13 protein-coding genes are annotated in these 20,830 nt (G+C 63.1%); 7 read left to right on the top strand and 6 right to left on the bottom strand.

What is annotated here, in order from left to right:
* The first annotated feature begins 399 nt into the window (after nt 1–399).
* The gene (locus tag ASG57_RS17385) at nt 400–1,080 is read left to right on the top strand and encodes a response regulator transcription factor (RefSeq protein ID WP_024338408.1); all 681 of its coding nucleotides are present in this window, start codon (nt 400–402) and stop codon (nt 1,078–1,080) included.
* Here the strand turns inward: ASG57_RS17385 and ASG57_RS39180 are convergent.
* Nucleotides 1,058–1,564, bottom strand: a complete 507-nt coding sequence (locus tag ASG57_RS39180; protein WP_244490935.1) for a hypothetical protein — start codon at nt 1,562–1,564, stop codon at nt 1,058–1,060. The genes ASG57_RS17385 and ASG57_RS39180 overlap by 23 nt on opposite strands.
* On the opposite strand from ASG57_RS39180, the gene ASG57_RS17380 reads away from it, so the two are divergent.
* The 4 genes from ASG57_RS17380 (at nt 1,553) to ASG57_RS17365 (ending at nt 8,161) form a co-directional block, all read left to right on the top strand.
* A complete protein-coding gene (locus ASG57_RS17380) occupies nt 1,553–2,650 on the top strand; it encodes a sensor histidine kinase (protein WP_244490934.1) in 1,098 nt (365 codons plus the stop codon). The genes ASG57_RS39180 and ASG57_RS17380 overlap by 12 nt on opposite strands.
* On the top strand, nt 2,651–3,637 hold the full coding sequence (gene rpoH, locus ASG57_RS17375; protein ID WP_024338406.1) for an RNA polymerase sigma factor RpoH: 987 nt from the start codon (nt 2,651–2,653) through the stop codon (nt 3,635–3,637).
* A gap of 76 nt (nt 3,638–3,713) precedes the next feature.
* Nucleotides 3,714–6,896, top strand: coding sequence for an efflux RND transporter permease subunit (locus ASG57_RS17370; protein WP_057196867.1), 3,183 nt, complete (start codon nt 3,714–3,716; stop codon nt 6,894–6,896).
* On the top strand, nt 6,893–8,161 hold the full coding sequence (locus ASG57_RS17365; protein ID WP_024338404.1) for an efflux RND transporter periplasmic adaptor subunit: 1,269 nt from the start codon (nt 6,893–6,895) through the stop codon (nt 8,159–8,161). Before ASG57_RS17370 ends, ASG57_RS17365 begins: the two co-directional genes overlap by 4 nt.
* On the opposite strand, the gene ASG57_RS17360 is transcribed toward ASG57_RS17365, so the two are convergent.
* The 3 genes from ASG57_RS17360 to ASG57_RS17350 form a co-directional block, all read right to left on the bottom strand.
* Nucleotides 8,158–8,916, bottom strand: coding sequence for a hypothetical protein (locus tag ASG57_RS17360; RefSeq protein WP_196232362.1), 759 nt, complete (start codon nt 8,914–8,916; stop codon nt 8,158–8,160). The two genes, ASG57_RS17365 and ASG57_RS17360, sit on opposite strands and share 4 nt — an antisense overlap.
* 78 nt (nt 8,917–8,994) lie before the next feature.
* Complete coding sequence (locus ASG57_RS17355; RefSeq protein WP_230646680.1) at nt 8,995–11,793, bottom strand: ATP-binding protein; 2,799 nt, start codon at nt 11,791–11,793, stop codon at nt 8,995–8,997.
* A 1,139-nt stretch (nt 11,794–12,932) separates the two neighbouring features.
* The gene (locus ASG57_RS17350; protein WP_024338401.1) at nt 12,933–13,226 is read right to left on the bottom strand and encodes a hypothetical protein; all 294 of its coding nucleotides are present in this window, start codon (nt 13,224–13,226) and stop codon (nt 12,933–12,935) included.
* Nucleotides 13,227–13,624: 398 nt separating this feature from the next.
* On the opposite strand from ASG57_RS17350, the gene ASG57_RS17345 reads away from it, so the two are divergent.
* Both ASG57_RS17345 and ASG57_RS17340 read left to right on the top strand, forming a co-directional pair.
* Nucleotides 13,625–13,822, top strand: coding sequence for a hypothetical protein (locus tag ASG57_RS17345; RefSeq protein ID WP_230646679.1), 198 nt, complete (start codon nt 13,625–13,627; stop codon nt 13,820–13,822).
* Nucleotides 13,823–14,010: 188 nt separating this feature from the next.
* On the top strand, nt 14,011–16,791 hold the full coding sequence (locus tag ASG57_RS17340) for an ATP-binding protein (RefSeq protein ID WP_244490933.1): 2,781 nt from the start codon (nt 14,011–14,013) through the stop codon (nt 16,789–16,791).
* A 51-nt stretch (nt 16,792–16,842) separates the two neighbouring features.
* Here ASG57_RS17340 and ASG57_RS17335 read toward each other — a convergent pair whose 3' ends face one another.
* The gene (locus ASG57_RS17335) at nt 16,843–19,710 is read right to left on the bottom strand and encodes an ATP-binding protein (RefSeq protein WP_024338398.1); all 2,868 of its coding nucleotides are present in this window, start codon (nt 19,708–19,710) and stop codon (nt 16,843–16,845) included.
* Nucleotides 19,711–19,946: 236 nt separating this feature from the next.
* Nucleotides 19,947–20,828 carry an SDR family NAD(P)-dependent oxidoreductase gene (locus tag ASG57_RS17330; RefSeq protein WP_024338397.1) on the bottom strand — a complete coding sequence of 294 codons (882 nt, stop codon included), beginning with the start codon at nt 20,826–20,828 and terminating at the stop codon, nt 19,947–19,949.
* Between the last annotated feature and the right edge of the window lie 2 nt (nt 20,829–20,830).

Genomic DNA, 20,830 nt, shown 5'->3' with positions numbered 1-20,830 from the left:
GCTCACCGGCATTCAACGGCATGTGAACCGCTGCGCCAGCGTGGCTACGATCGTGCGAACAGACAACCTTCGTTGCCTTCGAGAGTAACGGCGAGCGGATTGCGGGCATATCTCCGTTGCAGCGCAGCTCGAATGGAGGCCGAAGATGGTCATGACAATGGCAAGGCGCATTCTCGTCCTGTTGACGCCTTTGTCGGCAGGTGCGGCCGCATTCCTGAATATTAATTCAGTTCTGCTCGCATCGCCGCAGCACCATCTGGTCATGCAACGCGTGGCCAATCGCAGGCGGTCGCGGCACCGTGCGCTCGGAGCGTGACGGTGATTATGACGTCGCAGATTGCCGGGCCCACGCCGACCCGCCGCAGGCCGAATCGCCGCGCAGAAGGTGGGACGAGGCTCATGACACGGATTCTCCTCATCGAGGACGACACTGAAACCGCGGAGGCGATCGTCGCCGAGCTTGCCGAGCGGAGCTTTGAGGTGCATTGGGCGCCGAACGGCGTCGAAGGGCTCGACCGGGCGCGTACCTCGCATCCCGATGCCATGATCGTTGATCGCATGCTGCCCGGCATGGACGGGCTGACCGTCATCGAGGCGCTGCGCAACGACCAGATCAAGACGCCAGTGTTGGTTCTAAGCGCGCTCGGCGCCGTTGACGATCGCGTCCGTGGCTTGCGCATGGGCGGCGACGATTATCTTACGAAGCCGTTCGCGATCGTCGAGCTGATCGCGCGGATCGAGGCCTTGCTGCGCCGTCCGATGGACAGCCGCGAAACCATCCTGCTGGCCGGCCCGTTGGAGCTCGATCTGATCGAACGAACCGCCCGACGCGGTGAACGCGAAATCGACCTGCTCCCGCGCGAATTCCGCCTGCTCGAATACATGATGCGCCGGAGCGATCAACTGCTGACGCGCGCGATGCTGCTCGAAGAGGTCTGGAACTACAAGTTCGTTCCCGCCACCACTAATCTGATCGACGTGCACATGGGCCGGCTTAGGCACAAGGTCGATGCTCCCGGAGAGGTACAGCTCATCCACAATGTCCGTGGTTCCGGCTTCATCCTGCGCGCGCGTGAATAGCGAGATGGCCATGCGGCATATTCAGTTTATCCGCTCGAACACGTTTCTCTGGGCCCTGGCGGTCGCGGCCACCCTCGCGCTGTTCGTCGCCGGATTGTTCGCGTTCGTCTACCAGAAGCTCGACAACTACCTGATCGCGCGCTCCGACCGCATGATCACCACGCAGATCAACTTCATGAGCGATCTGCCGCACGGTCGCCGCGTCCGCGCGGTCGCCGATCATCTCCAGCAAGACTCCCGGCATGTGCACTATGTCGGGCTGTTCAGTGCCGCCGGCACGCGCCTTGCCGGCAACATCGATCGCGTGCCAAGCGGGCTCGCCCTTGACGGGACGGTGCAAGGCGCGCGGCTCAATCCGCTGGAGGCGGCGGCGGGCCGAGGCCCCATCGTGAGGATCGTCGGCAGGCGCCTCGATGACGGCGACGTTCTGGTGGTAGCAAGGAACGTTGACGAGACACGCGAGATATCGAGCGTGGTCGGGCAAGCGCTCGCGCTCGGCGTGCTGCCTGCCTTCTGTCTCTGCGTGCTCGCCGGCGCGTGGCTGAGCGCCCGGGCCCAGAAGCGCGTCGAAGTGGTGAACCAGCGGGTGCAACGAATCGTTGCCGGCGAGCTGCGCGAGCGGCTTCCGGAGGGCAATGCGGACGATCCGTTCGCGCGACTTGCCAGGATCGTCAATAGCATGCTCGACGAGATGGAGACGATGATCAACGCGCTCTCCGGCGTTGGAAACGATATCGCCCACGATCTCAGGACCCCGCTCACCCGGGCAAGGCTGGCGCTGGAGCGCGGGCGAACGCACGCAGTCACGCTTGAGCAGCTGCAGGAGGTCACGGACAAGGCGATCGCTGGCATTGACCAGTCGCTTGCGATCGTCACCGCCCTGTTGCGCCTGGCCGAGATCGAGAATAGCAGCCGTACCGCCGGTTTCGGCAACGTTGTGCTGGACGAGATCCTGCACGAGGTGTGCGACGTCTACGAGCCGATTGCCGAGGACAAAGGTGTTGCGCTTGGCGTCGTCATCGATCGCAGCGTGCAGGTGTGGGGCGATCGGGACCTGTTGTTCGAGGCAATCGCCAACCTCGCAGACAATGCCGTCAAGTTCGCACCACCTGGCGGACAGGTGGAGCTCGAACTCAAATTGGACGACGGGCGGGCGCTCGTGCGCGTGAGCGATACCGGGCCCGGCATCAACGAGCAGGAGCGCGAAGCGGTGCTGCGGCGCTTCTACCGCTCCGACAAGATCCGCAACACGCCGGGCGTCGGGCTCGGGTTGAGCCTGGTGGCCGCGATCATCAAGCTGCATGGTTTTCGACTGATCATCGGTCCGGCTCCCGGCGGGCGAATTGAAATCGTGGCCGACGCCGCAAGGGAAGGCAAGACACGCTGCATTCCGATCTCGGATCTCAGGTCACGCAAGCGCGAAGTGGATAGGACGATCCGCGGTCGCCTCGATGTTGGGACATGCCGGATGTCTGAAACAGAATTCAGGTGTGTGACATCCAGTTTAGTGGCCGGCGCGACCGCAAGCCTCTTAGGATCAGTCAACCGTTTGGGAATGTGGGAGCAATAGATGCAGACCAGTCACGAAATCCAGAGGCATGATTCCGTCGCCGCGCCAAGCCTATCCGCACCGGTCCCGTTCCTCAGGGCCTACGCAATGTCCATCAAGCGCTACGAGCTTCTCGAGCGTGATCAGGAGCAACAGCTCGCACGGCGCTGGCAGGAGACGCGGGACGAGCGCGCCGCGAATGCGCTCGTTACAAGTCATCTGCGGATCGCGGCCAGGGTAGCGCGTGGCTACAAGGGATACGGCCTGCCGCTGGTTGATCTGATCGCCGAAGCCAATCTCGGTCTCGTCATCGCTGCCTCTCGCTTCGAGCCCGACCGCGGCGCGCGGTTCTCCACCTATGCGGTGCCGTGGATCAAGGCGACCATCCACGCCTACATCCTACGCTCCTGGTCCCTGGTCAAGATCGGTACGACGGCGGCGCAGAAGAAGCTGTTCTTTCGGCTGCGCGGCGAGATGCGGAAAGCCATGGGCGGCGCGATGGCGCGGCTGACGCCAGAGGTCGCCACTGTCATCGCCGACAGACTCGAGGTGACCGCGCGCGAGGTGATGGAGATGGAGTCGCGCCTTAACGGCGACATGTCGCTCAATGCGCGCGTCGGCGGCGAGGAGAATGGTGCCGAGTGGGAAACGCTGCTCGTCGATGACGCGGTCGATGCGGAGACAATCTTGGCCGATCGCGAGCAAACGGACAACCGAAGCAGCGCCCTGCGTGCTGCGCTGGGCGCGCTAACCGCGCGCGAGCGCCACGTCCTGGAATCGAGGCGGCTGGCGGACCGCCCCGTTACGCTCGATCAGCTCGGCCTCGAACTGTCGATCTCCAGCGAGCGCGTCAGGCAGATCGAGATCCGCGCCTTTGCCAAGGTCAGGCGCGCCGTCATTCTCGCCGCGCGGGATGCGACGCGCCGAGAAGCGCTGCCGCCCGCGGCGCGCGATGCCCGGCTTGACGGCATCAGGCGCTCCCGGCTGCGCGAACTCGCCGCCCCATGAATTCGTTTTCATTTGAGCGGATATCCGCCCGTCATCTGTCCCTCGATCCCGCTTCACTCGTTCCAGGCACACCGTCATGGGTATTGTTCGTTTCGCGCTGCGATTTCCGCACACATTCTATGTGCTTGCGGCGCTAATCCTGTTCCTCGGCGGCATCGCCATCCGGTCGATGCCGACCGACGTTTTCCCGGAGATCCGGATCCCCGTGGTCACGGTGATCTGGAGCTATACCGGTCTCTCGACGCCCGAGATGGAGCAGCGTGTCAGCACCTATAGCCAATACTCGATCAGCGCAAATGTCAGCGGTATCAAAAACGTCGAGGCGCAGACGCTCAACGGCCTGTCGATCCAGAAGATCTACTTCCAGCCCGACGTCAATCTCGATCTGGCGATCTCGCAGATCGTGTCGGCGACCAACGCCATCCGCGCCCTGATGCCGCCCGGCATTCAGCCGCCGATCATCGTTCAGTTCAACGCATCTAGCGTGCCGGTGCTCCAGCTCAGCCTGGAATCCAACAGCCTGAACGAGCAGCAGCTCTATGACTTCGGCATCTATCGGGTCCGCCAGCAACTGGCGCCCGTTCCCGGCGTGACACTGCCGACGCCCGCCGGCGGCAAGTACCGTCAGATCATGGTCGACATCGACCCGAACAAGCTCCTATCGCGCGGGCTGACCCCGCTCGACATCGTCAATGCCGTGAATACCCAGAATCTCACGTTGCCGACCGGCACGGCCAAGATCGGCGACACCCAATACACCGTTCGGACCAATGCGACGCCGGCTTCGATCGAGGATCTCAACATGATCCCGGTCAAGTTCGTCAACGGGGCGACGATTTTTCTGAAAGACGTGGCCCAGGTCCGTGATGGCTCTCAGGTGCAGCAGAACATCGTGCGCGAGGACGGCCACCGCGCCGTCCTGCTCAGTGTGATCAAGAACGGCAATGCTTCCACGCTCGCCGTGGTCAATGGCGTGAAGAAGGCTCTGGAATCGCTTCGTGAGTCGGCGCCTGCGGGGCTCAAGATCAAGGAGCTGTTCGATCAGTCGGTATTCGTCACCCATTCGGTTAGTGGCGTGCTGCGCGAGGGAGCGATCGCGGCCGGACTTACGGCGCTGATGATTCTGATGTTCCTGGGATCGTGGCGATCGACGCTCGTCGTTCTGATCTCCATCCCGCTCGCGATGCTCTCCTCGTTGGTCGTCCTGTACTTCCTCGGCGAGACCCTGAACACGATGACACTCGGCGGGCTTGCGCTCGCGGTCGGTATCCTGGTCGACGATTCCACCGTGACGATCGAGAACACTTACCGGCTCTGGACCGAGGATGGCATGCCTTTGCCGGACGCGACGCTGCACGGGGCGGCCGAGATCGCGATGCCTACTCTGGTTTCCACGCTGGCGATCAGCTGTGTCTTCACTTCGGTCGTGTTCCTAGAGGGACCTGCCAAATACCTGTTCACTCCGCTTGGTCTTGCCGTTGTGTTCGCGATGCTGGCGTCCTATGGGCTGTCGCGGACGCTGACGCCGATCACCATCGGCCTGCTCTTGAAGAGCGAGCGGCGCCACGGCAAGGGTGAAGCCCCGTCAGGTATTTTCGCGCGCGCCTCGGCTGCGTTCGAGCGCGGCTTCGATCGGTTGCGCAATGGCTATTCCGAACTTTTGCTGACCTTGCTGCAGCGGCGCGCCATCGCGCCTGTCGTCGCCGTCCTGGTGCTGGCGCTCGGGGCCACCATGTTCGTCTATGTCGGACGCGACTTCTATCCCCTGATCGACGGCGGCCAGATACAGCTTCACGTTCGCGCGCCCGCGGGCACTCGCATCGAGAAGACCGAAGCGATCTTCCAGGCGGTCGAGGACAAGATTCGCGAGGTGATTCCGGAGCGGGACCGTGCGCTGATCGTCGACAATATCGGGCTTCCGGCGCGCGCCTACAACCTCGCATTCACGGACGGCTCGACGATAGGGGGCAATGACGGCACCATCCTCGTGTCGTTGAAGGATGGACATCAGCCGACCGCGGATTACGTCAGCAAGCTGCGCCAGGTGCTGCCATCGGCATTCCCCGAGGACACCTTCTATTTCCAGGCGGCCGATATCGTTACGCAGATCCTGAACTTCGGGCTTCCCGCGCAAATTGACGTTCGCACGGTCGGCTATGGCGCCAACAATCTGGCCGTGGCAAAGGAGCTTCAGAAGAGCCTGTCCACGATCCCGGGCGTCGTCGATGCTCACCTCCAGCAGGAGGTCGATGCTCCAGCGTTCTACGCCGACATCGACCGGACCAGGGCCGCGCAGCTCGGCCTCAATGCCAGCACGGTTGCGACCAACATCAATGTCAGCCTCAGCTCGTCCGCGCAGGTCTCGCCGAATTTCTGGACCGACCCGGCGTCGGGTATCCCATATTACCTTGCCGTGCAAACACCCGAGTACAGGGCCAATTCGCTGAATGCGCTGGGGAATACGCCGGTGTCGGCTTCGCCTGCGGCAAGCGGGCAGACGGTACCGGGCCTGCTCAGCAATGTCGCGACCTTCAAGCGTGGCACGGTTCCCACCAATTCGAATCAGGCCAACGTCCAGCCGGTGTTCGACATTTATGCGAGCGTGCAGGGACGCGATCTCGGTAGCGTCGCGGCCGACATCAACAAGGTCACGTCCGCGCTGCAGAAGCAGCTCCAGCCCGGCAATTCGATCCAGGTTCTGGGCCAGATCCAGAGCATGCATCAGTCGTTCCGCGATCTGGGAATTGGACTGCTGTTCGCGGCCATCCTGGTGTATCTGCTGATGGTCGTGAACTACCAGAACTTCGGCGATCCTTTCGTCGTCATCCTTGCGTTGCCGGCAACCTTCTGCGGCATCGTGACGATGCTCTTCATCACCGGAACGACGCTGAACGTGCCCTCTCTGATGGGGGCGATCATGGCGGTCGGCGTGGCCTCGGCGAATTCCATCCTGCTGGTGACGTTCGCGCGCGATGAGCAACTGAAAGGACACTCTGCATTCCAGGCGGCGCTTAGCGCCGGCCGTACCAGGATACGTCCGGTCCTGATGACCGCTGCCGCGATGATCGTGGGCATGATCCCAATGGCGATCGGCGGTCCGGGCGAGGAGCAGAATGCGGCACTTGCACGAGCCGTCATCGGCGGGCTGCTGTTCGCGACCCCGACGACATTGCTGATCGTGCCTTATCTGTTCGCCATGCTGCGCAAGCGCAATGATGGCCAGCCTCATCACGGCGTATTCGAGGAGCAACCGCAATGAGTGACGTTCGCGTACGGACCAATGATGAGAAGACGGGCCGGCCAGGTGCGGAGAGCTGGCGGATGGTGGAGCCGCCCGAAAAGGAGCCACGATTGGGCCGCCGTTACGGTGCTGCGTTGCTCGGAGGAGGCATCGTTCTAATGCTCGCGGGCGGTCTCGGCGTTGGCGGCTGGCGGCACTATCAGGCCGCGCGTGAAGCCGCGGCGTTGGCAGAACAGGTCAGAACCGCCGTTCCGGATGTTCGGGTCGCGGTTGTTCGGCCCAGCGGCGACATCATGAAGATCACGTTGCCAGCGACGACGACGGCGTTCGAGGCGGCAAACATCTTTGCGCGGACCAGCGGCTATATCGAGAAGCGCTACGTGGATATTGGCGCGCATGTGAAGAAGGGCGATCTCCTCGCCGACATCACCGCTCCGGAGCTGGACCAGCAGATTGCACAGGCACAGGCGACGCTCGCTCAGAACCAGGCGACGCTGCAGCAGACGCAAGCAAGCCGGGAACTTGCCGACGTCACTAATGCGCGGGACAGCAATCTCGTCAAGCAGGGCTGGCTGACGGCGCAGCAGGGCGACAATGACCGGCTCACGCTGCGTGCGCAGCAGGCTGCTGTGGGCGTCGCCCAATCGAACATCGCGGCGCAGGAGGCTCAGATTCGGGTCCTCCAGCAGGAGAAGGCCTACCAGCGCGTGGTGGCGCCGTTCGACGGCGTAATCACGCAACGCAACGTGGACAATGGCAGCCTGGTGCAGGCCGGGTCGACCTTCATGTTCACGCTGATGCATTCCAAGGTGATCCGGACCCAGGTCTTTGTGCCGCAGGACGAGGCCTTTGGAGTCACCCCCGGCATCGATGCCGATATCCGCGTCCCCGAGATTCCGGGCCGGACGTTTCCGGGGAAGGTCACGCGGATCGCGACCGCGTTGCAGCCGGGCAGCCGAACGCTGCTGACCGAGATCGACGTGCCAAATCCGGATGGCCTGCTCAACCCCGGCATCTATTGCACGGTCGAGCTATCGATTCCGCGCAAGACGCCGTCGATGATCATCCCGTCCGACGCACTGGTGTTCGATGAAAACGGTCTTCACGTCGTGCTCGTGCGCAATGGCACCGTTCATTTGCAGCAGGTCTCGATCGCGCGGGATTTCGGCACCACCGTCGAAGTCCGTGAAGGCGTGCAGCCCGGCGATCAGGTCGTTCTCAATCCGGCGGTGAGCCTGGCAGAGGGCAGCAAGGTAACCGTTCGCAAGGTCGTAGTGAGTTAGGGCGAGGGGATGGTAAGAACCATTTTCGCAACGTTGCTCACTTCGTTGCTGCTCGCTGGCTCTCCGAGCAACGCGCAGGTGGCCATAACCGGCAGCACGGCGATGGGCCTGCCGACGGTGCCGGGCGCGATCGTGATCTCGCCGTTGAACAGTCCCGGTCCTTTTTCCGCCACGACCGAGCCAAACGCACCCGACACGACGCTCGCGCCCGTTCCGCTTGCCTCGGACCCGACGTCGCCGGGGACCGTAGTTGTCTGCGCTCCGCCATCGCCGTCTCCGATGCCGGAGCCGCCGATCGCGACGAACCCGGGCTTGTCGACGCCGGGCAGCGCCGCTCCGACATTGCCGGTCATGGGACTGAGCGGCAGCTCCACTGGAACCATTCCCGCAGCTGCGTCGATAGGAACGGGTCCGACGGTTGCATGCAGCTCCGTGCCGGGCGGCCAGGTGACGTCTGCCGCATCACTGCCGCTGTCGATCCCGCAGGTGCCGACCAGCCGGGCACCGGGCACCATTTCGGTGGATCTAATGGATGTTGGCGGCACCGGCCTTGATCCAAACTCCATCGTGCCCAGCCCGAACAGCTCTGCCTGCATGGAAGGGGTCTCGATGAACCTGGCTTCGCCTGCGACTGTGTTGCCAGCCAATGCTACAGGTGCAGCGCCGACGCCGGGCGTGTCGCCGATCCTGCCGCCGGGATGCTGAGGGCTCTTTGCTTCATAGGCCGGGCGCAGCTCGGCCCTTGGTGGGAACATGGATTCGCCGTCCAGCAGTCGTCATCGAGAGATCGTGATCCAGCGTCGTCCGCAGGATTGGGGGAAGAAGCGCTTTGGCTAATGGCAGGTGCAGGAAGCGGATCGGCCGCCGCCACGTGCCGTCGCCGGGCTTGCAACCAGACCGCGCGCGAATGCGAGCGCGGGAAGATCGACTTCCCGGTCGAACATCGCCGTGATCGGGCCGACGAGATCGAGCGCGGTCTGCTTGCGGTCCGATCCTGCCATGATCCTTGCCCAAGCCGCAGCGATCTTCAGCTCGTAGAAGCGGCATTGTTGCTCTCTTGCAACGGACAACCCTTCGGCGCACAGCAGTTCCGGCCGGGAGAGATCGAGCGGAGCATCGACCAGCAGAATTTCAGCCTTGATGCGCAAGAGATCCGCAAGGCACCACAATTGCCGGCCTTGCCTGGCGATGTTCAAGGCCTCTTCGACGGCGGCCAAGGCTGGCGCGGTCTCACCGGTCGCAAGCAGGCCTTCGGCGAGTGAACCCAGAAACTCGGGATTGCGCATCAGCCATCCATTCTCGGCCCGCGCCTTCAGTCCGCTCCGCAGCAACGCTATTCCATTGTCGTACTGACCTTCCAGGACGAGCAGCTGTCCCTTCAGGCACGACGTCCAGCTCGTCCAGAAAGCTATTCCCTCGCGGGTCACGAGCTCGAGAAGTGCCGAGATCGCCTGATCGGCCGCGGCGAGATCATGCGTCATGAGAGCGATCGGGCAGACGGCGTTCCGCAACGCGTAGGCAATCGCAAGCTTGTCCTTCTCCCGCTCCGCCTCCTGGAGGCATTCGGCGGCAAGAGCCCTGCTCTGCACCACCTGTCCCTGTAGCAGCAGGACGCGGGCCAACATGGCCTTGGCCAAAACGCTCTGGTTGAGCAGGAACCACATCTGGTGCGGGCCGTCCTCCAATCCGTGAGCCTCGTGATCCAGGGACAGGGTGAGCTCCCGCCTCGCATCCTCTTGCGCTCCGTAGAAATGCGCGGCGGCGCCGATCAGGCGTCGACCTACGGTCTCGTTGGCGGGATTCTCCGTTCGCAGGGCGATCTCGAGGTATCGCTCGCCGACGGACTTGGCGGCGTCATATTGGCCCGAGTTGAGATTGTAGCTCCACAGCGTCCATACAGCCTTGAGCTGCAGCTCGAGATCGGACATTTCTTCGGCGAGCACGAGGCCGATGTTGAGGGCCGCTTTCATGCGGTCGGCAGAGCCGGTAGTGTTGAGAAGGGCGAATCCCAATGCGACATGGAGCTGCGCCTTGAGCCTTGGATCGGAGGTGAGCTCAGGGCCGAGATGGGCGAGGGCGTGCTCGATCCGGCTGGAGCACTCCACGAAGGACAGTAACTGCATCCATACCGGAACGAAGCCCGCCGTCAGCTCGACTCCGAGCGCGGCATCGCCATCAGGCGCAAAGGCCCAGTCGAGCGCGACATGCACGTTCTCGATCTCCTGGGCGAGGCGGGAAACATCGTCAGAGGTTGGGGAAGTGTCGCCAAGCGGCGTCACGAGCTGCCTCAGGAAGCTCGCTTGCCGTCGTGTCACTTGCGCGACGAGGCCCGCTCGCGCCAGCTTCTCCAAGGCGTAAGCACGCGTCGTCTCGAGCAGGCGCCACCGCCCCTCGAAGGAGGGATCCAGAGCGACCAGCGATTTGCCGACCAAATTGAACAGCGTCTCTATGACGTCCGATCGTGTAAGGTCGTCGTCTGCCACTGCAATGGCCGCGTCCAGCGTGAAGCCGGCCGGAAACACCGCGAGCCGGCAAAGCAGCCTCTGCTCCTCGGACGACAACAGATCGTAGCTCCAGTCCAGCGTCGCTCGCAGGGTCTGGTGCCGGGGCAGCTGGTCGCGACGACCGCTGCTCAGGAGCTCGAAGCGCCGGTCCAGGCGTGTCAACACGGCGTCCACCCCGAGATTCGCGACCCGGGCTGCGGCGAACTCCAGCGCGAGCGGAATTCCGTCGAGCCGCCGGCAGACGGCGGCTATCTTGGGCAAATCGCTTGGGTCGGGAACGAAGCTTGCACGCAGCGCCCGCGTGCGTGCGACGAAGAGCTGCACCGCGCTTTCCCGAAGAAGCAGATCGGGATCCAGGATATCTGGTCCGGGGACTGACAGCGGCGGGATGGCTGCAACGTATTCGCCGTCGATGCGCAGCCCTTCGCGGCTGGTCGCAAGGACGGTGACATTCGGACAATTGCGAAGTACCGCGCTGGCGATTTGTGCGGCCACGTCGATGACATGCTCGCAATTGTCGAGCACGAGGAGCAGGCGCCGAGTGCCGATGGCCTCGGCAATGCTTGCAGAGGAGACGTTCTTGTCGTTCAAGGCAAGCTTCAGGGCGCGGGCCGTTGCAGCGATCGCGAGTGCCGGATCCTGCAAGGACGCGAGCTCGATCAGTGCGACGGACTCGCCGAACGATGACGCGACGTGCCGAGCAAGTTCGATGGCCAGCTTCGTCTTTCCGATGCCGCCGGGGCCGACGAGCGTCACCGCCCGATATGCGGACAGGATGTCGACCAGTTCGGTCAGGCAATCCTCGCGACCGATCAGAGGCGCACGCATATTCGGAAGGTTGCTCGAGAAGGAGCTGGACGGAGCGGATATCGTAGTGGCCGCCCCGTGATCCGGATGTCCGCTTCGCCAGCTTCCGGCGAGGGTGTATCCTCGGCCTGAGACCGTTCTGAGGAGATCGCGATCCTTGCCGAGCGCCTTGCGAATGGCGGAAATATGGACCTGGAGCGTGTTGTCCTCGACGACCTGGCCCGACCAGACGGTCCCGATCAATTCATCCTTGGTCACCAGCAGGCCGGCAGAGTCCGCCAGCTTCTCGAGAAGCTCGAACGCACGGCTGCCAATCGGCACCGCGACGTTGTCGTGTCTCAGCTCCCTGCGCTGGCAATCAATGAGCCAGTTTCCGAAAGTAAAGGTTCGATTGGCCGGCGAAGACGACATTGGGATCCGTAGATCAGATTCACAGTCGCGATGCCGGCAAAGTCATGGCCCCCGAGGACCACCGTCACTTGGCAATAATATGGAAGCATGACTATGCCTTGGTCTCGTATAGGGGAGGCCGTTGGCATGTCAAGAAGACCTTCGCCGCCCTCGGGCCTCCGCCGTCGGGCCAGTGTTCGATATGCTGGTTGTTCCATACAGGAATTCGTGACGATAATCGGTGTGGGGGCGTCTGAAATTTCCCGATCTTGCACCCTTAACCTGCGACTAAATCGCGTCTTGCTACGGTCGTTTCGATGGAGGCCTTCAACGATCGCGGATTCCGCCGGCCGCGCATCTTCTGGCCTGGCGCGATACCAGCAATAAATGCCTCAGCAGCCAGCGCCGAGTCGACGGCGCAATGCCGCCCGGTCGGCTTGATCTGGCCATCGGGAAATAGCGGCCGAGTGCAGCGTGCTGATCGGAAGAACGGCGCTGCATGAGACTGCCGTTCTTCCGTCAGCGAGACAAAGGCCCTCAACGCTGCGAGGAGCTTCCTCGGCTCAGCGCCTGTCGCTTGCCTTGCAGCCAAGGGTCTGTCCGGTCCACGGGCTCAGTAGCCAGAGGTAGGCTCGCATGGAGGCCGGTGCCACGGAGCAGTCGCGTACGCACCGACGTCGGGAGCGCGAACGCAGCTGCGCTTGGCAGTGACCGGCACGCGCTGAACCGACGCATAGGAGTCGACGTTCGTGTGACGCGTGTTGTTGCTGCCTTCGCGAGCCATCGCGGGGGAGGCAATCAGGGCCGCAACGGCCAGTCCGGCCGACAAGAGCTTCAGAGTAGTCATTGCATGTCTCCTTGAAAAAGCGACGCCGGGAACGCCTCGGCTCGCACGTCAAACATGGGCACGCGCATGCCGGATCAGCAGCATCAATCGAACGATCGCTTTCGCCTTTGCACGGAGTCGTGGCCGGCTCGGTGCGCAGCTGCTGGTCCGCGAAATTACGTGGCTGCCGCAGTGTGGGCCCGGCGGGGTGCGCCGCTTGGCGCGGGCGCACTCCCGTGCGGATTCACGGATGGGCGTGGTCAGCTGCGTACGCAGGCTGCCCGTCTGTCGCTCCATCAACGATGCCATTGATAGACGTGGGATGGCGTGCTCCGAACACCGGCGCGGCGCCACCGGGCCGCTCCAGACCAATCCGTCCTGCCGGCGTCAGCGCGCCTCGGTTGAGCACGTCGCGATCCGGATACATTGATGCAAATGCCGCGGGTTCCTGGTCGGCGAAGGACCAGGTCGCGGAGGCCGAGGATATCGTTGCCGTAGAGATCAGCGCCGCGGCGATCATGGTCTTGAATACACTCATATCGACTCTCCATTACTCGTGAGGCGCGGAGTGTCGCTTGGCGATTGTCGCTGCTCGGCTGGTGACGTTTCCGAATCGTCTTCTGTGCCGAGTCATATAGGCAATGCAGTCGTAAAGACTTGTCCGGTACGCATCACTCTTGCGCGAAGACGAGTTGGGTAGCAGGCATGTACGCGGGCGATTGAGGAGGAATGGTCCATCTCCGACGTCGAATTCTGTAACGTTTGTCATAATCGTTCGCGCGATCGTGCGTGGTCGTATCAGTCGCGGCGTCCAGTTTAAAGGGCAGTCATCGAACATGCGGAATGCAAACCATGAAACTGCTCTCTTTCCTCTGCGTGATAGCTTGTCTTGAACTTTCGGGCACGGCATCTGCCCACACAGGCATGGGATCGCATATGTCGACGGCGAGAGGCGGTGCTCTCGGTACGAGTGCCGCGGCGCCTGGAACGAACTCGCTCGGCATTGCACTTCCCTCGTCGGAGGGCGACGGTCATGCGATGAAACGGCCTCTGCTCGGCACGGACGCGGCCATCGACAAGGAAGATGCCCGGCTCGAGAAAATGCTGGAAGGAGCGATCTGCCGCGGCTGTTGACAGGTGAGGGGTACCAGAAGCCGGGTCCGGCGGTCTTCCGCGGGACTAGCTGTGTCTCCTGACAGGATGGTGATAGACTTGCACGCAAGACAATGAAACCATTCGGGGCCGTGCCAATCATGGCTGAGACAGGCCAGCGTCCCGTCTACACCTGCTCGGAGTGGGAGATCGATCTTGCCAGGCGCGAATTGCGCTCGCTGGGAGACGTCGTTCCTCTGGGCGGACGCGCCTTTGAGATACTCGCGGAGTTGGTCCAGGCAGAAGGCGATCTGGTTACCAAGAACGATTTGGTCGAGCGCGTCTGGCGGGGCGTCTTCGTCGAGGAGAGCGCACTCAGGGTGCACATTGCGGCGATCCGAAGAGCCCTTGGTTCGGGCCGCGACATGCTCGCAACCGAGGTCGGACGCGGTTATCGCCTGCAGGGGACATGGCAGATCCGCCAGATGAATGCGCCCTTGCAATCTGTCGCATCCGAACAATTGCGCTCGACCAACATTCCGAGCGCATCCTTCGATCTGATCGGGCGGGCCACCGCCATCGCGCATCTGTGGGAGCTTCTCTCGGCGTATCGAGTGGTTAGCCTTGTCGGCCCTGGGGGCATTGGCAAGACGGCGCTTGTATTGGAAGCCGCCAGAAAGCCGCCGCCCGGCTTTGCGGCAGATCGGTTGATGGTCGAGCTTGCCTCGTTGTCCAACCCCAAAATGGTTTGCTCGGCCGTTGCCGGCGTGCTCGGCGTCAAGCTCGAAGGAGAGGACATCTCGCCGGGGGCGGTCGCACGTGCGATCGGCGCGCGGCAGCTCTTGCTCATCATCGACAATTGCGAGCATGTCGTCGAAGCGGTGGCCCAACTGGCCGACGCGATCGTCAGCCGCTGTCCCGGGACCACCATCGTTGCGACCAGCCGTGAAGCGCTGCGCATCGACGGCGAGCACGTCTATCGCGTTCCTCCTCTAGGCGTGCCGCCGGAATCCCGGCTCGGATGCGGCGGCGCATTTGCCTATACCGCCGTGGAATTATTCGTGACCAGGGCGAGGGCGCTCGGTTCGAACTTTGCGCTGGATGAGGAAAATCTCGAAGCGGTTGCCTCCATTTGCCGGCGGCTCGACGGGATTCCGCTTGCGATCGAGTTCGCGGCGGCGCGCACGGTGATGCTAAGTCCAGCGAAGATTGCTGTGCTCCTGGACGACAGGTTCAAATTCCTGACGACCGGCCGTCGGACGGCATTACCCAGGCAGCAAACCCTTCGTGCGACGCTCGACTGGAGTTACGATCTGTTGCCGGAGGTGGAGGCGCGGATCTTGCGGCCGCTCGGCGTTTTCGCCGGAGAGTTCTCGCTCGAAGCCGCGATCGCGGTGGCTGGCGAGGACATGAGCGAGGTGACGCGTCGGCTGGCGAATCTGGTGGCCAAGTCGCTCGTTCTTGTCGACATTGGCGGTGATCATGCTCACTATAGACTGCTGGATACCACGCGCGCATACGCATTGGAAAAGCTGCGCTCCCGCGGGGAGCTTGCCGGCGCGGCGCAGCGTCTCGCCGAATATTACCGCGGCTTCTTTGCGCGAACCGAAGCCGATAGCGAGCAGCCGCAGTCCGAGTGGCTTACGTTCTATGGTCGCCATATCGATAACGTGCGATCCAGCCTCGATTGGGCCCTCTCGCCGGCGGGGGACGCGCAGATCGGAGCAGCGCTGACCGTTGCGGCGGTCCCGCTATGGATGCAATTGTCACTGTTTGCCGAGTGCCGCGAGCGGACCGACCTGGCGTTGGCTCGTCTCGAGGGGAGTGCTGCGAATGCGCCGCAGCTGCGCATGCAATTGTTGGCTGCGCGCGGCTGGTCGCTGATGCATGGTATTGGAAGAGCCGGGGAGGCGGGTCTTGCCTGGGCCGAAACGCTGGGGCTCGCCGAGCAACTCGGCGACGACGATTATCTGCTGCGATCGCTCTGGGGGCTGTGCATCGATCGATTCAACAATGGCGAATTTCGCAAGGCACTCGGTCTCGCGCGCCGTTTTGCGGATATCGTGGCGGGATCACGCAACTCCGTGGATCGGATGATGGCAGAACGGCTCCTCGCTACTTCGATGCACTATCTCGGCGACCAGCGGCTGGCGCGCCGTCATATCGACCGGGCATTGGCCCGTCTTTACGATCTCACGACAAAGCCGCAGGTGTTTCGCTCCCGTTTCGACCTGCGCGCTTCAGCGTATTGCGTCCAGGCCCGCATCCTCTGGCTGCTCGGCTGCGTCGACCAGGCGCTGAGCGTGGTCGATCGCAATCTCGAGGAAGGTCGCACGAGTGGTCATGCCCTGACGTTTTGCAGCTTGCTCGGAGAGGACGCCTGCCCAGTTGCCTTTTTCGCCGGTGATCTCACCCTGGCGGAGCGCTACTACGCGATGCTGATCGAGCAGACCGAACGGCACCCGGTCCGGCTGTGGAACGTCTGGGCGCGCGCCTTCAGGGGGATGGTGATGGCGCGCGGTGGCGACCTTGAAGGCGGCCTGTCCTTGCTACGCAAGGCGCTAGGCATGGCGGGCGAGGCGCGATTCCTGCCGCGTTTTTTGCTTCCTCTTGGAGAACTGGCGGCATGTCTTGGAGAAGCCGGCGAGGTTTCGCAAGGGCTTGCAACCGCCGAAGAGGCGCTTGCGCTATGCGAAGCGCGTGAAGAGGGTTGGTATGTAGCTGAACTCTGGCGCATCAAGGGCGAATTGCTGCTGCGCTCTGGCGCGCATCATTCCGTGGCCGCCGCCGAGCAGGCCTTCGACCAGGCTTTGGTGGTGGCGCGGGGCCAAGGAGCTCTGTTCTGGGAACTGCGAACGACGATCAGCCTGGCACGATTGCGGATCGGCCAGGGCCGGTCGGCCGAGGCGTGGCATATTCTCGATTCCGTGTACGGCAAGTTTACCGAGGGCTTCGAGATCTCCGATCTGCGCCGCGCGAGGACAATGATGGCGCAGCTGTCGGCTTGGTAGCTCACGTCGCGGCGTGGCGTCCGATGTCTCGGAGCGGGCGCACGAGCTCGCTTAGTGAACCGCAAGCTTGTCCGACCGGGAGAAACGCAGCTCGATGAGCAGATCCGATGCTGTCTTGAGACTGCGTGCACCGAATCCCTCGGTGAATCGGGCATACACAGGCGCAAGAAGTTCCTCTGCGTCCCGGTGGCGGCCTTGCCGCTGCCGCAACTTCGCAAAAGCGATTGCCGTACGCAGCTCGTAACCGAGCGCACCCTGTTGGCGGGCCAATTCGAGGGAATGCTCGAGGGTCTGCTCCGCCAGCAACACGTCCGGCGTGGCCTTCCGTATCAGCGCCTCGGCCTTCACCCGCAGCATGTCGGGCATCTCCAGCAGGAAGCTGCAACGTCGCGCCTGGGCAATTGCCCGGTTGATCGTTTCCAGCGCCGCGTCGCCGCGATCTGCCGCCGCCAGCGCCGCAGCAAGCGGTACGCTCAACCCTGCGACCGCACCGAAACGATGGTCCTGCAGCTTCTCGACCGAGCCCTCCAGCAACGGGAGACCCGAATCGGCTCCGCGCGCGAGCAGTGCAATTCCTTTCATGGCTTCTGCGGCGATGTGGAGCGTGGCGAGCTTGTGCGTGCGACTCTCGGCCAGAAGCGTGTCGATAGAATCCTCGTAACTGTCCAGTTCCTCGTTCCAATAGAAGACGTCGAATGCCCAGAGCAGCGCCCGGCAGAGCATGGTGGGGTGGTTCATGGTGCGCGCATCGGAAACGGCCTTTCGCACTGTCTCCATGGCCCGGTCAGGATATCCCTGGAGCCAAAGGTTGCGGGCCAAGGTGATTGGCGCGCGGCCGGGGTAGTCGAGCGTCGGCTCGCCATCGACATCCGCATTCGCATCGGGACGCGACATCGCCGCCTCTATGTACGCGCGGGAGGCGGCAAGGTTGCCGAGATAATGGCAGGAGATGCCGAGCGCCACGCGCATGCGGGAAAGGGCGCCGGGATCGCCGCTCTCGAGTGCAACGCGCTCGCCTCTTCTGGCCGTCGTCAAGCCGTCGTCGAATTTTCCGGTGAGCAGTTGGAGCAGATGCAGCCGATTGATCAGCCGGACCTGGCCGGAGAGGTCGCCGTTCTTCTCTGCCAGCGCGAGCGCGCGGTTGAGGCAGATCATGGCCAGATCGTCAAGTTGCCCGGTGAGTGTTCGGGCGGATCCGAGTGCGGCGTAGAGCACAAGACTGTGTTTCGCGCTTTCGGCGGTTTCATCGAGAGCCTCGAGGGCACGGGCAGCCCAATGCTCGCATTCGGCCAGGAGCGACAATTTGAAGAACAGAGGAATCGCTGCGGCCGTGAGCGCAACGCCGATGCCACGGTTTCCCCGGTCCGAAAAGCACCATACCAGAGCACTTCGTATGTTGCCGAACTGATCGGCGGCGGTCGAGAAACCGTCGCTCGCCGTGCCATCCGTGTCCTCGAGCAGGGCGAGAAAGTAGTTGGCATGACGCCACGCCACCTCATCGGCATCGGTGTCGGCGGCGAGCCGCTCCTCCGCGTAGGCCCGGGTGGCGTCAGGAAGCCGATAGCGGGTCGATTGCCGATCGGCGCTCGACGCAAGTATCGATTTGGTGACGAGACTGTCGATGATCGCCGGAATGGCGCCATCGTCCTTTGCAGTCGCGGCAATCGCCTGCGCGGCGTCTAAGGTGAAGCTGCCGACGAATACGGACAGCCGATTGAGAACCTCGCGCTCTGCTCCGGGCAGGAGATTGTAGCTCCATTCGATGGTCGCGCGTAGCGTGCGGTGGCGTGGCAAAGCAGTGCGCCGTCCCTCCCAGAGCATATTGAATTGCTTATCGAGGAGTCGGAGCATTGCGCCGACGCCGTATGCGCCGACATGGCCCGCGGTGAGTTCGATTGCCAGCGGAATGCCGTCGAGACGTCGGCAGACGTTTCCGACGTCCGAGGCGTTCGCATCCGTCAACGCGAACTCGCTCCCTGTGGACGTCGCACGCTCGACGAAGAGCTCGACGGCGGGATAGGCCAGCGCGCTTGCCGCAGTCAGAATGGCCTTCTCCGGCGGGCTTGCCAGTGGCAGAAGGCGATAGACATGTTCGCTCTCGACACGCAACAGCTCCCGGCTGGTGGCAAGGATGTGCAACTCCGGTGCCTCCTGAAAGAGCCGATCTGCCAGTGCGGCCGCCGCATCGATGACATGCTCGCAACAATCCAGAATGAGCAGCATGCGCTTGCCGCGAAGGAGAGTCGCAAGATCCGTCGAGGGATCGTTCGATCTGGCCGGCAAGCCAAGCGAAGCTGCGGCGACGGCCGGCATGAGGGCGGCATCGCAAGTCTCGCCCAGACTGACGAAGCGGACCTGGCCTGCGAATTCGGCGAGCAGGGTGTAACCGACCGAAACGACCGCCGTCGTCTTACCGATGCCGCCCGGCCCGACGACGGTTACGAAACGCTGAACTCGCAACCGTTCGGATATTTCCCGGATGGTTCTTTCACGTCCCACCATCTGCCGGGGACGCGCCGGCAGGTTGTGGACATCAGGAAGACTGGACGGCTCCGGTTGTACCTCGTCGGGCTCGGAGATCGACCCGACAAAACAATAGCCCCTTCCGGAGACGGTGCTCAGATAGCGGACGCCGGCATTGCCGACTCCGAGCGCCTTGCGAAGCGCCGCGATGTGAACGCGCAAGCTGTTCTCGTTGACACTGGAGCCGGGCCACGCTCTGGTGATCAGATCGCTCTTGCTGACGACGGTTCCCGCTTGTCGGATCAATGTGAGCAGGATGTCGAAGGCCCGCGCCGACAGCTGGATTTGCTCGCCATTCCTTTCAATCCGCCGCTGCCCGGCGTCGAGATGAAACGGGCCGAAGACGAAAGTCTCCCGAGAGGCGCTCTCTTGGTCAGATGGGAGAGCAGCGGCCATGTCAATATCGCTCTGCCAACTGGCGGCCCCTCTAGGAGTTCAACCGACGAACGACTTGTCGGGTTCTAGAACTCGGGACCTCGCTAGGACGTGTGGAGGTTGTGCATGCTCAAAACTAACATCGGGCCATATCGACGTAAAGGATGGTCGCTATGCGCCGCATGTCACGGCCGCATATGGAGCTTTTGCGCTTTCAGCCTTTGATGCGGCGATATGTCACTCAACGGCGCTCGGCTCTAGCCGATGATCACCGGCGAGAAGAAGTCCTCCAGTCCGATACGGCGCAGCAATTCGGCGCGTGCGCGGCCGGCGATGGCGTCGATGGCGGCTGCGCCATCGTCATCGGGATCGAAATGAACCCTGAGCGGCCGCCGCCCCAATGGCATATTCACGACATCGACGATGGCTCTCGCGACGTCTTGCGGAGCCCGATCCCTGGGCGAAAACTGCGCCAGTCCCGCGAGCGCGGTCTCCGTCACATCGCCGGTCGGGCCGTCGGCGTATTCCTCGGCGCGAGCGGTGTCCGTTGGCCGACCGGAGCGAACGTAGTGGCCGGGTCCGAGAGCGCTCGGAACGACGATGCTGGTCTCGATCCCCCATCGTGCGAGTTCGCCGGCATAAGCAAGCGCTAGCGTGTCGATGGCGGCTTTCGACGACGCATAGGCGCCAAGAAATGGCACCGCGACGCCAGAGGCACAGCTCGATGTGATCCATATCATCAGGCCTTGGCCCTGTTTGCGTAATTGCGGCAACGCCGCCCGATTGAGGCGCTGCGCGCTCAGCACGTTGATCTCGTAGAGTTCGGCGAGTTGCTCCGGCGTAAAGGCTTCCGTTGGCCCATAGAGGACCTGTCGCGCATTGTGCACGATCACGTCGAGGCGTTCGTGTTCGGCGATGACGCCTGCAATGGCCGCGGTCACGGAGGCTGCCGAGGAGATATCAAAGTCGATGGTACGAAGCTCAGCGGCCTGTGGCCCCGTCCTGCCGGAGCCAGGTTCGCTCAGGTCGCCCGCTTCCCGCATTGAGACGTAGACCGTGTGCCCCGCCTGCGCCAGTTCCTCACAGATGCTTCGCCCGATGTTGTTTCCAGCTCCCGTTACGACGATCACTTTGCTCATTG

Source organism: Bradyrhizobium sp. Leaf396 (genome assembly GCF_001424605.1).
GTDB lineage: Bacteria > Pseudomonadota > Alphaproteobacteria > Rhizobiales > Xanthobacteraceae > Bradyrhizobium > Bradyrhizobium japonicum_C.
Note: the sequence above shows the minus strand (reverse complement) of the source record. Positions and strands in the feature narration are given on the sequence as shown.

Coding starts and splice junctions, on each gene's coding strand:
- ASG57_RS17365 (WP_024338404.1), top strand. CDS start 6,893: ATGAGTGACGTTCGCGTACGGACCAATGATGAGAAGACGGGCCGGCCA.
- ASG57_RS17335 (WP_024338398.1), bottom strand. CDS start 19,710: ATGGCCGCTGCTCTCCCATCTGACCAAGAGAGCGCCTCTCGGGAGACT.
- ASG57_RS17350 (WP_024338401.1), bottom strand. CDS start 13,226: ATGAGTGTATTCAAGACCATGATCGCCGCGGCGCTGATCTCTACGGCA.
- ASG57_RS17345 (WP_230646679.1), top strand. CDS start 13,625: ATGTCGACGGCGAGAGGCGGTGCTCTCGGTACGAGTGCCGCGGCGCCT.
- rpoH (WP_024338406.1), top strand. CDS start 2,651: ATGCAGACCAGTCACGAAATCCAGAGGCATGATTCCGTCGCCGCGCCA.
- ASG57_RS17360 (WP_196232362.1), bottom strand. CDS start 8,916: ATGTTCCCACCAAGGGCCGAGCTGCGCCCGGCCTATGAAGCAAAGAGC.
- ASG57_RS17370 (WP_057196867.1), top strand. CDS start 3,714: ATGGGTATTGTTCGTTTCGCGCTGCGATTTCCGCACACATTCTATGTG.
- ASG57_RS17385 (WP_024338408.1), top strand. CDS start 400: ATGACACGGATTCTCCTCATCGAGGACGACACTGAAACCGCGGAGGCG.
- ASG57_RS17330 (WP_024338397.1), bottom strand. CDS start 20,828: ATGAGCAAAGTGATCGTCGTAACGGGAGCTGGAAACAACATCGGGCGA.